Origin of the sequence: Desulfovibrio intestinalis, assembly GCF_014202345.1 — a bacterium.
GTDB lineage: Bacteria > Desulfobacterota > Desulfovibrionia > Desulfovibrionales > Desulfovibrionaceae > Desulfovibrio > Desulfovibrio intestinalis.
Genome location: NZ_JACHGO010000001.1, coordinates 36,662 through 51,963 on the forward strand (window position 1 = coordinate 36,662; position 15,302 = coordinate 51,963).

General features: G+C 53.4%; 12 protein-coding genes. 4 read left to right on the forward strand and 8 right to left on the reverse strand.

The annotated features are described in order from the left end of the window. Positions 1–18 precede the first annotated feature (18 nt). The 3 genes from HNQ38_RS00140 to nifH form a co-directional block, all read right to left on the reverse strand. The gene (locus tag HNQ38_RS00140; protein WP_183717090.1) at positions 19–390 is read right to left on the reverse strand and encodes a P-II family nitrogen regulator; all 372 of its coding nucleotides are present in this window, start codon (positions 388–390) and stop codon (positions 19–21) included. A gap of 8 nt (positions 391–398) precedes the next feature. Continuing rightward, positions 399–716 carry a P-II family nitrogen regulator gene (locus HNQ38_RS00145; protein ID WP_183717092.1) on the reverse strand — a complete coding sequence of 106 codons (318 nt, stop codon included), beginning with the start codon at positions 714–716 and terminating at the stop codon, positions 399–401. Positions 717–857: 141 nt separating this feature from the next. Continuing rightward, entirely contained in the window at positions 858–1,685 is an 828-nt protein-coding gene (gene nifH, locus HNQ38_RS00150) for a nitrogenase iron protein (protein WP_183717094.1), read from the reverse strand. 593 nt (positions 1,686–2,278) lie between these two features. Between nifH and HNQ38_RS00155 the strand changes: the two genes are divergently transcribed. The 4 genes from HNQ38_RS00155 (at position 2,279) to HNQ38_RS00170 (ending at position 5,736) form a co-directional block, all read left to right on the forward strand. Then, a complete protein-coding gene (locus tag HNQ38_RS00155) occupies positions 2,279–2,980 on the forward strand; it encodes a Fe-only nitrogenase accessory AnfO family protein (protein ID WP_183717096.1) in 702 nt (233 codons plus the stop codon). Between the two features lie 32 nt (positions 2,981–3,012). Further along, positions 3,013–3,711, forward strand: coding sequence for a glutamine amidotransferase (locus tag HNQ38_RS00160; protein ID WP_183717098.1), 699 nt, complete (start codon positions 3,013–3,015; stop codon positions 3,709–3,711). Between the two features lie 395 nt (positions 3,712–4,106). Continuing rightward, positions 4,107–5,222 carry a type I restriction endonuclease gene (locus HNQ38_RS00165; RefSeq protein WP_183717100.1) on the forward strand — a complete coding sequence of 372 codons (1,116 nt, stop codon included), beginning with the start codon at positions 4,107–4,109 and terminating at the stop codon, positions 5,220–5,222. A gap of 1 nt (position 5,223) precedes the next feature. Further along, positions 5,224–5,736: a DUF2846 domain-containing protein gene (locus tag HNQ38_RS00170; RefSeq protein ID WP_183717102.1), complete on the forward strand. Its 513-nt coding sequence runs from the start codon at positions 5,224–5,226 to the stop codon at positions 5,734–5,736. Between the two features lie 204 nt (positions 5,737–5,940). On the opposite strand, the gene HNQ38_RS00175 is transcribed toward HNQ38_RS00170, so the two are convergent. The 5 genes from HNQ38_RS00175 to HNQ38_RS00195 all read right to left on the reverse strand — a co-directional run bounded on the left by HNQ38_RS00175 (position 5,941) and on the right by HNQ38_RS00195 (position 15,201). Beyond that, positions 5,941–8,517 carry a dipeptide ABC transporter ATP-binding protein gene (locus HNQ38_RS00175; RefSeq protein ID WP_183717104.1) on the reverse strand — a complete coding sequence of 859 codons (2,577 nt, stop codon included), beginning with the start codon at positions 8,515–8,517 and terminating at the stop codon, positions 5,941–5,943. Next, positions 8,514–9,560, reverse strand: coding sequence for an ABC transporter permease (locus tag HNQ38_RS00180; RefSeq protein ID WP_183717105.1), 1,047 nt, complete (start codon positions 9,558–9,560; stop codon positions 8,514–8,516). Before HNQ38_RS00180 ends, HNQ38_RS00175 begins: the two co-directional genes overlap by 4 nt. Next, positions 9,557–10,654 (reverse strand): microcin C ABC transporter permease YejB, encoded by a 1,098-nt coding sequence (locus tag HNQ38_RS00185; protein ID WP_183717107.1) that lies wholly within the window; start codon positions 10,652–10,654, stop codon positions 9,557–9,559. The genes HNQ38_RS00180 and HNQ38_RS00185 overlap by 4 nt, the downstream gene beginning before the upstream one ends. Further along, on the reverse strand, positions 10,654–12,480 hold the full coding sequence (locus HNQ38_RS00190) for an extracellular solute-binding protein (protein WP_183717109.1): 1,827 nt from the start codon (positions 12,478–12,480) through the stop codon (positions 10,654–10,656). Before HNQ38_RS00190 ends, HNQ38_RS00185 begins: the two co-directional genes overlap by 1 nt. A gap of 105 nt (positions 12,481–12,585) precedes the next feature. Further along, on the reverse strand, positions 12,586–15,201 hold the full coding sequence (locus HNQ38_RS00195; RefSeq protein WP_183717111.1) for a TonB-dependent receptor plug domain-containing protein: 2,616 nt from the start codon (positions 15,199–15,201) through the stop codon (positions 12,586–12,588). Positions 15,202–15,302 lie beyond the last annotated feature (101 nt).

Below are 15,302 nucleotides of genomic sequence, written 5' to 3' on the forward strand. Positions count from 1 at the left end.
TGTTCCTTGCTGTGAGCTTTACAGGATGGCGGCTTGTCCCGTTTCGCCTGTGCGAACCCGCAGGGCGTCTTCCACAGGGCAGACGATGACCTTGCCGTCGCCGATGTCCCCAGTCTGGTTTATCTTGATAATGGTGTTTACGACCTTGCTGAGCATTTCCACGGGAACCACAATGGAGAGCAGTCTTTTCGGCACATAGGGCATGCCTTTGAAGCTGCCCAGCCCGCGCACTATGGGGCTGATTTCCACTGCGACCTCGTTGGCGATTCCCTTTTGCTTGCCGCGCCCGAAAACGGCTACGACGCTCATGCTTGGAAAGCCCAGGCGGTCCAGAGCCCGCTTTGTGGCAGTGACCTTGTTAGGCCGTATGATGGCGATTATCTCTTTCATGTCGCCTCCTAAACGCCTTCCTGGCCGGTGCGGATGGTGAAGACCGTTTCAACAGGGGAGACAAAAACCTTGCCGTCACCAAAGTTGCCTGTTTTGGCGTGCTGCTGCACGATCTCAAGCACCTGTGGGACGTGTTCGTCCTCTACAACGAGCATGAGCAGATTCTTGGGCAACTCATCGTAGTGCACATTGCCGCTGTCGATGCCTTTCTGTTTGCCGCGCCCGAATGCCTGAACCTTGGTCAGGGCCACAAAGCCCGCAGCGGCAAGGGCATCCACCACAAGTTCCGTATTTTCAGGTCGAAGGACAGCTCGTACCATTTTCATGTGGCGCTCCTTTATAGAATTTGCACTTGAAATAGTCGCTTTACGGCGGGCAACGCTCGCCTGCGCCTGTTTCGCGGTAAGGATTTGTACGTAAATCCTTACAGAACAATTGACTCATTTCATTCGAAAATTGCTCTGGAGCTAGTCGGTGATGCCGTACTTCACGACCATTGCTTCAAGCTGGTCCATAGTCAGGGGCTGCGGGATGACAAAGTTTTTATTGTTGATGATTTTTTCGCCCAGCATGCTGTATTCTTGAGCCTGGTTAGTAGTGTCGTCGAATTCCGTGACGGTTTTCTTGTTGAATTCCGCCTTCTGTACAATGTTGTCGCGGGGGACGAAATGGATCATCTGCGTGCCGATAGATGCGGTGAACTCTTCAAGAAACTCCTGTTCCTTGTCCACGTTTCTGCTGTTGCAGATGATGCCGCCAAGGCGCACGCCGCTCTGCTTGGCATACTTGAGAAGCCCCTTGCAGATGTTGTTGGCGGCGTAGATGGCCATCATTTCGCCTGAAGCCACGATATAGACCTCCTGAGCCTTGCCGTCGCGGATGGGCATGGCGAAGCCACCGCAGACAACGTCACCCAGAACGTCGAAGAACACGAAATCCAGATCGTCCGTGTAGGCCCCCTGGTTTTCCATAAGGTCAATTGCCGTGATAACGCCGCGTCCCGCACAGCCAACGCCGGGTTCGGGGCCGCCGGATTCCACGCAAAGGATGTCCTTGAAGCCCTTCTTCACAACCTTGTCCAGGGTGACCTTTTCGGCGCCCAGGGCTCGCAGGGTGTCCATAAGCGTTTCCTGCGGCTTGCCGCCAAGAATGAGTCGGGTGGAGTCGGCCTTGGGATCGCAGCCGTGGATGAAGATTTTTTTGTCGTGAAAATGGGCCATAGCGGCTGCGGTGTTCTGGGTGGTGGTGGACTTGCCGATGCCGCCCTTACCGTAGATAGCGATCTTGCGAGGCATAAGCTTTCTCCTGCCGGATTCCGGCTGTTTGGGGCAGGGGCCAGATTCGGCCCTGCCGTTGTTCAGGACCGTAGTTGCATCGGGTGTGCCAGATATGTTGTTTTATTTAACTAATTGAATTTAAATATTTTTTTGTGAAAATATCTGTAACTGGCTGCACTGATGCGTACATATCCTAAAAGTTTGTACATAGGTGTACATTTTTCATGAAAATTTATAAATTCTAGTATGTTAGAATATCACTATTTTACATAAAAGCGTCATTTCGTAATTAGATAGTTTTTATAATATGCTAAAATACAAATATATTTTTTATGGATCATCTGTAGGGTCCAACAAGTGCCCCTGAGTATTTGTGCACCCAAGGTACACATTTCGCGTGATTGATTGGTAAACAGAGAAGGCGGAGGATAAAAAAACTGTTTTATGGCAAGAATGTCAGGCCAAAAGCGATTTTTTCCGGTGCTGGTTTGAAAGCGCACGCTTTTTGCAAACCTGTCTGTCAAACAATGTAGTATGGCCGGGGCAGTATCCGCCAAGGGCGGAAAAATCGCTTTGCCTCATGAATCTACAGGCAAAAAGCAGGAGGCGTTATGACAACGTTGCTCGATGGAGGCAGGATTGCGGTGTTCATGAACGGAGCCGGAGAACTTGCAGCTCCTCCCACTGCCAGTGTTGTGTCAGTTTACGCCAGGAGCGAGGAGGGGTGGCAGCCAGAGAGCGAAATAGCTTTTGTCCTGTCCGGTCTGGAAAGCCTTGGTGTTTTGCGCGAAAAGATCGACAATCTGGTCCAAACTCTGGGAGCTTGCCGCATACTGCTAGGCACGGACGACAATGGAGCTTTGTATGGCATGCTGGACGCTATGGGCTTCAATATCTGCATTATGGACCGATTTGACGCCCTGGCTCTTGAGGCTGTGCGCGGCAGCGTTCTGAATGCCTTGCGCAGTCCTGCCGCTCCTTCGTCGCGCCCTGCTGCCAGCACGCCACGCGAGATAGCGCCAGGTCGGTTTTTCCTCGATATGGTGGAGGCCAAAGAGGCTGACCCCTTGTTCACCTCACGGGAAGCTATCCTGGTATTCTTTGAAAAAAAGCCATTTATCCAGTTACAGGTACGGTGCGATCATCCGCCACGCTGGCTGGATAGCTTTGCGCTGCTGACAGGGCTTGAGGCCAGAAAGGAAATTCTGGAGTCTGGCCTCACCCTGCTTACAATAAACCATCCGGAAGGGCGTGATCACGCCACGCTCACTGGGCAAAAATGGTTTGACGCGGGGGGCTGTTCTTGTGGATAAGGAGGATGTAAATTACAGCCTGCGAGGGAAATATGAAACACTGCGTCGCCGTGCGGCATGTGGCTTTTGAACACCTGGGCGTTTTTGAGCAACCTCTGAAAGAAGCCGGGTATGACGTAACCTACGTGCAGGCGGGGGTTGCGCCTTTGACAGTCGACCTGTGGGATAATGCTGATCTGGCTGTGGTTTTGGGTGGCCCTATAGGTGTGGGCGAAGAAGACATATACCCCTTTTTGCTCGAAGAAAGGGCAATGGTGGCGGAGCGGCTGGCTTCTGGCAGACCCTTGCTGGGTATTTGCCTCGGGGCACAGCTTATGGCCGCCGCCCTTGGAGCACGCGTGTACGCCGGGTCAAGCAAGGAAATAGGATGGGGACGGGTGGATGTGAGCCCTGCGGGGTTGAATGGCCCTCTGGCGGAACTTGCAGGCGCGCCCGTTCTTCACTGGCACGGGGATACCTTTGATATACCAACCGGATGCGAGCTGCTGGCATCAACGCGGCTGACGCCACATCAGGCTTTTTCCCGCGGGCGCGGGCAGCTTGCACTGCAGTTTCATGCGGAAATGGACGCCAGCCTTATGGAAACATGGCTTATAGGGCATTGCTGTGAACTGGCCGTGACGAAGAATGATCCTCGCGCCATACGGGCAGACGCGGTTCGCCTTGGCGACGCCGCGCGAATGGCAGGGCAGAAGTTCATGCGGCGCTGGTTGGCAGAAGAGCTCGCGTGAGCGCGTAAATTTTGAGACCAAAATAGACCAGCTATACCATGCCCGCATGTATAACAGTGCCGCCTGCCAGTTTTGGCAGGCGGCACTGAACTAAGTTACTGTAGAAAAAAGAAATCCTTGGGAGCATCGATTTCCTGAGCACCAGCTTACTCCCATGCGGTGATAGCTTTGCCGTGATGTTTGCCTATTATACAGGAAGCAGCACTGCAACGTACGCTTTTTAGTGAGCAATAAGAAATAGTTTTATTTTTTGCTACAGGGGGTAAATGTTGGAAAACATATCTGTAAAGGCATTGAGTGAAAGCAGATGAAGTGTGTAAAGACAGGGGGAATCATCCTTTGTGCCTTGCTCCATTATAGGCTCTCTGATAGTTTGCGAGAGAGGAGGATTAACTATGGAACTCTCGCAAATTCTTGCTTTGGCAGACCGCGTCAAATCCGCAATCCCCGAATGTCTTAATGAGGCTAACACTAAAACTTCTCTTGTTCTGCCTTTTTTGCAGTCAATGGGCTATGATGTTTTTGACCATAACGAAGTGGCTCAAGAATACACGGCAGAATGGGGCACAAAAAAGGGCGAAAAGGTAGACATTGCTATCTTGCGTGATGGTAAGCCTTCAATTTTAATTGAATGCAAACCTATGGGCGATCCATTAGATACGGGTAGGTGTTCACAACTTTTTCGTTATTTTTCAACGCAGCCCGCGCGTATTGGCATCCTGACCAACGGGCAGCGTTATCTTTTTTTTAGTGATCTTGAAAAAGAAAATGTCATGGACGGCAAACCGTTCATGGAGCTGGATCTGCTGAACTTTAATGAACGTGTACTGCCTGAACTTCAAAAGCTCACCAAAAGCACGTGGGATTTGGATTCAGCACTTTCTGCTGCCGAAGCTCTGAAATATACCCGCGCTGTTAAGCTTCTTGTCGCTGAGGATGTTGCCGAACCGTCAGACGAAATTGTGCGTCACTATGCTGCGCAGTGCTATGATGGCAAGTTGATGGCCCGTGTGATCGAAATGTTCCGGCCCATCGTCAAGCGAGCCTTTGCCGAACACGTTTCTGACCAGATCACGAAACGTCTTGAGTCCGTTCGTATTGCTGCAGAAGTTCCCGCACAATCTGTGCCGCAACCAGAAGAAATTTCATGCGAATGCGAAAATGAAGAAGTTATTGTCACTCACAATACAGAAGAATGGGCGCTTATAATCGTGCGCACGTTGCTTCGTGGTGTGGTTGACCCGGCCCGTGTTGTGATGCGCGACCAAAAAACATATTGCGGCATACTGCTTGATGACAACAATCGAAAGCCGATCTGCCGTCTGTTCAACTTTGGTCACTTTGAGCCAGGAATGGAAAATATAGGCCGTAATGCTCACATCATTATCATGACTAAGAGCAATAGCGAAGGTGAGCGCTTTGACCTGCATTTTGTAGATGACATCCACCCATTGGGTGAGAAGCTGATTGAGGCTGTAAAGCGGCATGAAGCTATAAATGAAGGGGAATAGAGTGCGACGAATTCTACTCTCTACCACTTTGGTGCTTCTTTTTATTTTGTCATTTGGTTGTGCAAAAATGCCTGTGCGTGGTGACTACATTGAGGAAAAAGCTCCCCCGCAAATATCGGTTGAAGAGCATACAGCCACCATCGTTTTCTTTCGTGAATGGGCCTTCACTGGCGGCGGCATAACCTACTTCGTTACTGAAGATACAAAAAATATAGGGCTTCTCAAAGCTGGTTCTTATTTTATTTACAAGGCATTGCCTGGAAAGCATACATATTCGGCAGAAACAGAGGCCAGGTCGTCCGTAACTCTCGACGTTCAATCAGGGCAAATTTATTATGTTGAAGGTGGTATTGGTATGGGTTTTTGGGCAGGGCGCCCTCAACTCATAGAGGTAACAAAACCAGTGTTTGATAAGATTAAGCCAGAGCTAAAATATATACGCCTTGCGACACCAGAAGAAGCAGCACATTTTAAAGATAAAGAGCAACAGCGCGATTCAGGCGCAGGACTGTGATGAAATGCCCCGGAAGGGGCATTTCACTTATAAAGCCCCTTCCTGATTGACAAAAACTGGTAAAATCTGGCTGTGGAAAGCTGAAACACTTTACATATCAACGCCGCCGCAACATCCCAGAAAAATTAGCGCATTGTTGTTGCGTTGCATTGTCGAGCGCCGTCAGGTTAGACGACTGCAAACAAGCAGCATTCTACCATCAGGTTAGCGGTCCAGCTTGAACACAACGGGAATCTCCACAACGCACATGACGGGTTTGCCGCCTGCCTTGCCGGGGGCGAAACGCCAGCGTTTAACAGCGGCCAGGGTTTCCTCTGCAAAGAGCTGGCTTTCACCTTTGGAAAGAACAATGGCGCGCAGTACGCGTCCCGACGGGTCAATAACAGCCCGCACCGTGACTACAGCCTCTTTGCGGGCCTGTTTGGCGCTGTCGGGATAATTGGGTTTCACGCGTTGTATGACAGCCGGGGGTACGTCCCAATCGTTGATGCCATACACCGATCCCTTTCCCTGGCCTCGGCCCCGCTCCATACCCAGGCCGCCGCCGCTGCCGCCGCCTTGCCCTCCGTCGTTTCTGCCGCTGCCCTGAGCTTGGGCCGCCGTTCCCGCCGATTCCGCCTCATTGCTTTGCTGCGATTCACTGCCTTGAGATTGCGGCGCTGCCCGTGAGGGTTGATCCTCGGCGGGTTTGTTTTTTTTCTGTCTTTCTTTCTGTGTTTGTTCTTCTTTCTGTTTTTTGGGCTTGTTTTTTTCTTTAAGCACCAAGTCAGGTTTTTCGACCTTTTCCTTTATCTGGGTTTCTTCTTTTTCTGGCTTCTTCTGTTCCTGCAGGGGCGCTTTGTTTTCTTTGGTTGCAGTGGCGTCGGGGTCAGTGCCGTTGGTGTTGGACATCCTGCATTTGCCTGCCATAGCAGTACCCATGTCCATACCCACCAGCGAAACCTGCATGGATGATTCTCCGCCACCTGATGCCTGCATTGGGATGCCCCAAAGAGCTCCCAGCAAACAGGCGTGCATGCCCACGGAAAACAACAGGTTCTTTTTATGGGCTTTGGGGCGTTTTGATAAAATATGCCGGGCATGCGCGGTTACCCGCCTGCGCCGTGGGGAGGCCGCATGTTTTCCGGCGGTGTTTTCATCTTGTTCTTTTGCCGCATGCTGCCGTTCAAACTCTCCCGGCATGGCCGCATCAAGCAGGTCGCACAACTGCTTGGAGCGCGGCGTGGCAAAGACTTCGCGTACCGCCCCCTGTTCCACGCATTTTCCCTTATCCAGCACTAATACGCGTTGGCAGAACCCTTTCACCAGAGCCAGGTCGTGGCTGATGTATATGAAAGCCATGCCGTAGCGGGTCTGAAGGTCTCGCAGCAGTTCAATGATCTGAAATTGCAGCGCTCTGTCCAGAGATGAAGTGGGTTCATCAAGCAGCAGCACTTCGGGGCGCAGGGCCAGAGCACGTGCAATGGCTACCCGCTGCCGCTCACCGCCAGAAAGTTCGTGCGGAAAACGTCCAGCATAGGCGGGCGAAAGGCCCACATCCACCAGAGCTTCGCGCACGCGCCCTTCGCGTTGTTCTGCCGGAAGGGCATGCACCCGCAAGCCTTCTTCCACAAGGTCTTGAACGCACATACGAGGATTGAGCGAGAGAAAAGGATTTTGCAGCACGATTTGGATGTTGCTGCGCAGGGGAGCCATTTCCGCATGGTTCAGGCTCTGGATGTCATGCCCCATAAAGTTGATATGGCCACTGCTGGCTATAAGCCGCAACACAGCCAGAGCCAGAGTGGATTTGCCCGATCCGCTTTCGCCCACCACCCCCAGGCATTCGCCCGGCCACAGGGTGAAATCTATGCCATCAAGGGCCGTGAAGGGTTCCGGCGCACGCTGAAAAAGACGTGTCTTGGCCCGCGGAAAGCTTACGCGCAGGTCTTTGACCGTCATTACAGGTTCTGCCTGATCAGACAACACAGGGCGCGCCCAGTCGTTGTTTCCGGCACGGAGCAGGGAGCGCGTGTACTCATGCTGCGGATTGGTGAACAGGGGGGACGAGGATTCAATAATCCTGCCGTGCCGCATAACATGCACGGTATCGGCAAAGCGCCGCACCATGCCGAGGTCGTGGCTGATAAGCAGCAGGCTCATGCCGAGTTCTTTGCGCAGGTCTTCAAGCAGCCGCAAAATGGCCTGCTGTACCGTGGCGTCCAGCGCAGTAGTGGGTTCGTCGGCAATGAGAAGATCGGGATCGTTGGCGGCAGCCAGCGCCAGCATGATGCGCTGGCGCTGCCCCCCGGACAATTCGTGGGGGTAAGCTTTATAACGTTCCTTGGGGCGGTCCAGGCGCACCAGATCAAACAGATCCATCACACGGGATTGCAGCTGCGCTTCCGTCAATCCCTTGTGAACACGCAGGCATTCGGCAACCTGGTCGCCCACCCGGTGCAGGGGATTCAGGGCGGCCAGCGGATCCTGAAAAACCATGCCTATTTTCTGACCACGCAAGGCGACAATGGCCTTTTCCGGCAGGGTGGCGATGTCAGTGCCGTTAAAGAGTATCTGGCCGCTCTGTATAAATGCCCCGCGTGGCAGCAGGCGCACTATGGAACGCGAAGTAAGCGTTTTGCCCGCGCCGCTTTCTCCCACCAGGGCCACGCACTGCCCTTTGTCGACGCTGAACGAAACATCGCGCACCACGCATTGGTTTTCGGGGGTGCCGGAAGCCTCCGCACGCTTGTCCGCGCAGGCAAAGGCCACATGCAGATTCTGAACATCCAGAAGTTTCATGTCCGTTCCTCCCACTGGCCGCTGTTGCTGAGGAAAACTCTTGGATCAAAGGCGTCGCGCAGTCCTTCGCCGATGAAGACCAGACTGGTCAGCATACCCGCCAGAGTGAAAAAGGCTGAAAAGCCTATCCAGGGCGCGAAGAGATTGTTTTTGCCCTGCACCACCAGTTCACCAAGCGAGGGATACTCCGGCGGCAGACCGAACCCCAGAAAATCCAGTGAGGTCAGGGTTACAATGGAAGAGTTCACCAAGAAAGGCAGTATGGAAATGAGCGCAACCACGGCGTTGGGCAGCACATGACGCAGCATGATGCCCCTGTCAGGCACGCCCAGTGCGCGGGCGGCCCGCACGTATTCCATATTCCGGGCGCGCAGGCTTTCCGCACGCACTACGCCCACAACGCGCATCCAGCTGAAGGCCAGCATCAGGGCCAGCAGCGCCCAAAATCCCATAGTTATGACGCTGGAAATGATGATGATGAGATAGAGCACCGGAATGCCGGACCATATCTCCATAAAGCGCTGAAACAGCAGGTCGGCCAGCCCGCCATAGTAGCCCTGCACAACCCCGGCGAGCATGCCCACGACACAGCCGAAAAAAGAAAGGCACAGGCCAAACAACACAGAAAGTCGAAATCCGTACAAAAGCCGCGCCAGTATGTCGCGCCCCTGGTCATCAGTGCCCAGCCAGTTTTCGGCGCTGGGCGGTGCGGGAAAGGTAACTCCTTCACGTTGCGAGATGGTGCCGAAGGAATAGCGGATGGGCGGCCAGACAGCCCAACCGTGTTTTGCTATGGCCGTGGCAATAACAGGGTCGCTATAGTCGGCAGGGATGGGCAGATCGCCCCCGAGAGTGCGTTCGTCCAGATTCTGAAAAATGGGAAAATACAGCTTGTGCTGATAACTCACCACCAGCGGCTTGTCGTTGGCCAGAAATTCCGCGCACAGGCTGAGTGAAAAGCACAGGCTGAAAAAGCAGAAAAAGCAGAAGGCGCGGCGGTTGCCCTTGAAGGTCTGCCATCGGCGGCGCGTAACGGGATTCATGCCTTGCTCCTTCCGGCAAAATCAATGCGGGGATCAACCTTTGTCATGGTCAGGTCTCCGATGATGGATGTGACCAGGCCAATAAGGGTGAAGATGTACAGCGTGGCGAACATGACGGGATAATCCCTCTGCATGGCGGCTTCAAAACCGAGCAACCCCAGACCGTTGAGAGAAAATATGGTTTCGATGAGCAGGGACCCGGCAAAGAACATGCGCACAAAGGTTCCCGGCAATCCGGCAATGACAATGAGCATGGCATTGCGGAACACATGCCCGTACAGCACGGAGCGTTCGCTCAACCCCTTGGAGCGGGCCGTTTCCACATACTGCTTGCTCAGTTCGTCCAGAAAGGAGTTGCGGGTAAGCATGGTCAGCGCGGCGAACCCGCCAATGGTCATAGATATTACAGGCAGCACCATATGGTGCATGTAGTCGAGCGCCTGCTGCCAGAAGGGCATGCTTTCGTACCCCAGCGAGTGCAGTCCCCGCAGAGGGAATATCTGCCAGTAGGATCCGCCAGCGAACAGCACGATAAGCAGCACCGCGAAAAGAAATCCCGGAATGGCACTGGCCGTCACCAGCACAGCCCCGGTGGCAAAGTCAAAGGTGCTACCCCTGCGCACGGCGCGCGCAATGCCCAGCGGAATGGACACCATATAGATCAGCAGGGTGCTCCACACGCCGATACTGATGGATACTGGCAATGAGTTGATGAGCAGGTCAGAAACCCGGTCGGCCTTGAACAGGCTTTTGCCGAAATCAAAGCAGAGAAAATCGCGCAACATGTCCACATAGCGGGTAAGAATGGGTTTGTCGAAACCATAGAGCTTGCGCACGGCCTCAAGGGTTTTGGGATTGAGCCCGCGCGCGCCGGAGTACAGTCCCTCCCCCTCGAACTGCATGGCTGATGCCGCCACATCAGGCCCGGCGGTGCCAACGCGTTCCATAAATGCGCTGCCGCTGCCCTCCAGCGTGGCGATGAACTGTTCCACTGGGCCGCCGGGCGCGGTTTGCACCATAAAAAAATTGATGGTCAAGATGCCCAGCAGGGTGGGCAACACAAGCAAAAGGCGTCGCAGGGTATAGCGCAGCATCAGCGTTCCCCCCTGGCCGCAGGTGCGTCGTCAGGCCCTGAGGGCAAAGCCGGAGGCGTTGTATGCCAGGACATAATATCCACTCCTACCGAGGCCATGCCGGGAGGAGGTGTGATGCGGTCTTTCCACCACGATATCCGCATGTCACGGCTGTACCATGCTGGGATGACGTAACAGCCATGTTGCAGCAGCCTGTCCAGCAGGGCTGCGCGCGCATAGAGATCCTGCTTTGCGGGAGCCGCCACCAGTTCTTCCACCAGTTCGTCCAGAACAGGATCCTGAATGCCCGCATAATTGCGTGAACCCCGGGTTTTAGCCGCAGTTGAAGACCAGTAGTTACGTTGCTCATTGCCGGGGTTGGAGGATTGGCGCACCGTGCTGTGGATCAGGTCAAAGTCGAAAGCGCGCATACGGCTCACATACTGGGTTTGGTCCACAAGGCGCACGTTCAGTGTAATACCCAGCCTTTTAAGACTGTTGCGAAAAGGAATATAAACGCGCTGTAATGAAGGGGAATTGGTCAGAATGGTCAGGACCATAGGCTGCCCCTGTTCGTTTACCATTGTCCCGTCCTGCACACGCCATCCGGCCTGCTCAAAAAGATCCAGCGCCGTGCGCAGCCTGTCGCGCACGGTAGCCTTACCGCCTGCGGGTTGTTCGGGCAGCGGCCCGAAGACTGCGGGGTCAAGCTTGTCGCGCCAGCGTTCCATCAGCTTCAGTTCTTCTGCCGAGGGCAGTGATTCGGCGGCAAAGGGGGAGTTGGTAAAGAAGCTGTTGAAGCGCGTATGCGAATTGTAAAAAAAGGCGCTGTTCATCCAGTCGAAGTCAAACAACAGGCTCAGGGCACGGCGAACGCGCAGGTCAGCCAAAGCGGGACGGCGCACGTTCATGAAAATGCCGCCCATACCCATAGGGCGTATATATTCCTGAGTCAGCCGCGTGATCCGCCCGTCGCGCACTGCGGGCACATTGTAGGCGTTGGTCCAGTCCTTGATGTTGTTTTCGCTGTAATAATCCACTTCTCCGGCAAAGAATGCCTCGCGTGCGATGGCGGCATCGCGGTAATAGTCCACCTGAATGGAGTCAAAGTTATAGCGGCCACAGTTGACGTCCAGATCTGCTCCCCACCAGTCCTTGCGGCGCTCATAGACAAGGCGTGATCCCATCGTGCTGCTGGCAAGGCGGTAGGGGCCGCTGCCGGGCATGGCCTCAGTTTGCGGATCACCCAGATTGCGGCCTTGCCACCAGTGGGAGGGCAGCACGGCCATCTGACAGACGATAAGGGGCAGTTCCCTGCTGGTGCCGGAGGCAAAGCGGAACAGCACCTCGTGTTCACCAAGTGCTTCAACGCTTTCTACCTGATCGTAATATGCGCGGTATATGGGGGAAGCATCCTTGATGAGCGCGTTAAAGGTGAACAGCACGTCTTTGGCAGTCACGGGCATGCCGTCGGCAAAGCGGGCCTGTGGGCGCAACTTTACACGCAGGGACGTGCGGTCGGGCGCAAGGTCAAAGCTTTCTGCCAGCAGCCCGCGCATGATGAATTCCTGTGTACCGCGCTGCTCTGTTCCCAGAGTTTCATAGGTATTGGCTATCTGGGAAGCGCTTACCCCTCGTGGGCTGAAAGGATTAAAACTGTCAAAGCTGCCAATGGCGCTAAGGCGGAGCTTGCCGCCCTTGGGCGCGTCTTGATTCACATGAGCGAAGGGGCCGTCAGTTCCATTTTCTGGAGCCTCATCCCAAAGACCCAGCACGGGCTTTGGGGCAGCCTGGACGTGTGGGGGAAGAGCGGCAGCAAGCAGGCTTACCAATAGCCAGGCGAGCATTGCAGTCAGCCTTATCTTTAGCGGATGGCCCCCAAGAGATAGGCGCGAACCAGAATCGCATGATGTTATTTGCCTGAGCATGCCGCTTGTTCCCCCACAAAAAAACTAGAATGTGTACTTTATGCCAGCGTAGAACTGGCGGCCCAATGAGTAGGAGCCCTGCGTTGTTTCTGTAGTGCCGATGTTGGAAAGATTTTTTCTGTCCATCAGGTTCAGGGCTTCCAGTTCAAGGGTAAGGGTGTGGTTATTGTACTTTATGGCGTCGAAGCTCAACTTGGCGTCAACATTGAGCATATCTTCCTGATACCCTTCTTTGTAAGCATTGAGATACATGCCGGAAGGGCCAAGCTGTGTATTCTTATTGCCCACATCGCTAAAGATGCGCTTGCCGCCCTGTTCCCATCGCAATACTCCCATAAAGCGGATGCGGTCTTCCCAGAAATACGAATTCTGCGTGTAGGTTATTACACAAGGGGAATTGAAGTTATTGGCCGGCAAGCTTGAGGCGCTGGTGACGGTGCCGTTATAAAGAACGTAGTCAGGATCGTATTTTATGATGTTGTCGACCTCGTCATAGGTCTTGTTGGTCCAATCTGTGAAATTGCCCTTGGTTTTAGACCAAGTGGCGGAAAATTCGCCCACATGTCTGCCCCAATCGCCGAAATCAAAGGTGCGTTCTGCGGAAAGGGTAATGCCCTTATAATCGGTCTTTCCCCGGTTGGAGTATTCGGAGCTGCCTGTAGTCCCTATGGGCACGACTTTTATCTGATCCCGGTAATCGCGTTTGACAATGACCGCTTTAAACAGAGTGTTCCATACTTCAGCGGAGGCACCCACAGAGTATTCGTCTGTATGGGGGGTTTTGAGATCGCCAAGATTTGAATAGTTGGGAGTGGTCGTTTTTAAGGCAATCCAGGGTGTGTTGTAAGAAGTTCGGCTGTATGAGGTGTTGCTTGTTGGGGCCATCAAGGCTTTCTGTACAACCTGCGTTCCATAATAGCGGTTGTACCCGCCGAAGATATTGAAGCGGTCGTCGTCAAGGATATCCAGGTTGGCAAAAAAGCGGGGGGCAATATCAGTATTGTTGGTCAGTGAATCGCTAGAAACTCGAACGCCTGGACGAAGGGTGAGCCGTTCTATTTCAATGGAATCCTGCAAATAAAATGATGGGGAAAATATGTTTACATAGCGGTCACGGGCATCATATTCCATCTTGGTTTTGGCAAACTGCTCTCCAGCAATGATGCCGTCTTCACGCGAACCAACAGCATTTGTATTCTTTGTGCCAGTAAGGAATGACGTATAACCGCCCCTGCTTGCCTCAAACATGCTTCTTTTCAGTTCAAAGCCCAGCGAAACCTGGTTGGAGAACAGTTCAGGCCCATAGGCTTTCAAGTCCAGATCGCTTTTCCAGCTCAATTCCGTCTGGCGTTGCTTGTAGTTGCCCATGCCGCCTTCAGTGGCCATCTTGCCATTAAAGGTCTTGTCGATCATGGACCCGAAGCTTCCCCAGTTATAGAGCTTGTCTTTATCGTTGAGGCGGGAAAGATCTGATTTGCTGTAGGAAATATCATTGCCCCAGCGACCGATGGGCGTGTCGTAGTAGCTGTTGATTATCAGATTGATGCCGCCGCCATCCACGCTGAACTTTCCACCGTCAAAGTATTTTTCGCTGTATCTGGTGGATTTGTATGGCGCATAGATGGCAGCCAGACTGAGAAACAACGGGCTGCTTTTGGGTGTGTTTATCTTGGCCATAAAGTTCTGGTTTACCCGGCGTTCTGTAACAGAAGCGTCATTGGGAATAAGCGTCAGGGGAATGATGGAGGTCATGTTGGTGTAGGTCAGCATAAGCCCCAGCCCGTCTTCCCACAGAGGCCCTTCAAGGCGGAATGAACTGTTGTACTTGTAAAACTCTGGCTGATAGTTGCCGCCAGCGCGGGCTGGGCCTTCTGTCAGCTTTTTATCCGCGTCGGTATAGTGAAAATTGGTCCAGTCGCTGCTGGTATAGCGAAAAGAAGCCATGCCGTGCCACGCGTCAGTGGCGGCATCACGAAGCTTGGCGTCAATAACGCCGCCAAGAAAGCTGCCATACTTGGCAGGCACGTTTTCTGTGTATACTTTAACTTCTTTAAGGATATCCGGATCAATAATAAGGGCTTGCGAGTCGCCGCTGGGGATGCCGCCGTTGTCGACATTGTCATACCCACCGGGATTGATGCGGCTGTTGTTGCTCATGCCATTGATCATGAAATTGTTTTCGTTGTGCTTGGCACCGCGTATGGAAATTTTTGGAGGCGTGATTTCGCCGCCAAGCATGCCGCTGCGGGAAGTTGCATCAAATTGCACGCTTGATTGACCACGCAGCAGGTCAGTGACTGTATTGGTGCCCGTAGGCGTCATTTCAATGGTGTTCTGGTTGATGACGATTTCACCGGGCTGTTCCGTTATTCCACGCACCTCAACGCCTTCAACCAAATGCACCTTGTTGGCCGAGTCAGTGCCCGACGTTTTTTTGTGCTCTGCTTTTTCCTTTTCAGTGGCTACTTCAGTATCTGCGTTTCCGGCGCCCAGGGCCTCTTCAATGGCAGCTTTGGTGGCTGCGTCCATTTCTGCCGCCAGCGCCATGCCGCCATAGGGCATTGCCGTCAGTGACAAACTCAGGGAAAGGCAAAAGAAAAGCCCCCTTTTTATAGAAAGAAAATGCAATTTCTTTTTCATCCAGACAAACCCCTTTCTTCCTTTGACATTAATTAAACGGATGCCCCCAATCGCCTGCGCGGCAGAGCTGCGCGGTGATCCATCCGTACGCGTGGCCCGCG

Bases quoted from the DNA above. Each gene is read 5' to 3' on its own strand.
- HNQ38_RS00140 (WP_183717090.1), bottom strand. From the start codon at position 390: ATGAAAGAGATAATCGCCATCATACGGCCTAACAAGGTCACTGCCACA.
- HNQ38_RS00155 (WP_183717096.1), top strand. From the start codon at position 2,279: ATGACAACGTTGCTCGATGGAGGCAGGATTGCGGTGTTCATGAACGGA.
- HNQ38_RS00180 (WP_183717105.1), bottom strand. From the start codon at position 9,560: ATGAATCCCGTTACGCGCCGCCGATGGCAGACCTTCAAGGGCAACCGC.
- HNQ38_RS00185 (WP_183717107.1), bottom strand. From the start codon at position 10,654: ATGCTGCGCTATACCCTGCGACGCCTTTTGCTTGTGTTGCCCACCCTG.
- HNQ38_RS00165 (WP_183717100.1), top strand. From the start codon at position 4,107: ATGGAACTCTCGCAAATTCTTGCTTTGGCAGACCGCGTCAAATCCGCA.
- HNQ38_RS00160 (WP_183717098.1), top strand. From the start codon at position 3,013: ATGAAACACTGCGTCGCCGTGCGGCATGTGGCTTTTGAACACCTGGGC.
- HNQ38_RS00195 (WP_183717111.1), bottom strand. From the start codon at position 15,201: ATGAAAAAGAAATTGCATTTTCTTTCTATAAAAAGGGGGCTTTTCTTT.
- nifH (WP_183717094.1), bottom strand. From the start codon at position 1,685: ATGCCTCGCAAGATCGCTATCTACGGTAAGGGCGGCATCGGCAAGTCC.
- HNQ38_RS00190 (WP_183717109.1), bottom strand. From the start codon at position 12,480: ATGCTCGCCTGGCTATTGGTAAGCCTGCTTGCTGCCGCTCTTCCCCCA.
- HNQ38_RS00145 (WP_183717092.1), bottom strand. From the start codon at position 716: ATGAAAATGGTACGAGCTGTCCTTCGACCTGAAAATACGGAACTTGTG.
- HNQ38_RS00175 (WP_183717104.1), bottom strand. From the start codon at position 8,517: ATGAAACTTCTGGATGTTCAGAATCTGCATGTGGCCTTTGCCTGCGCG.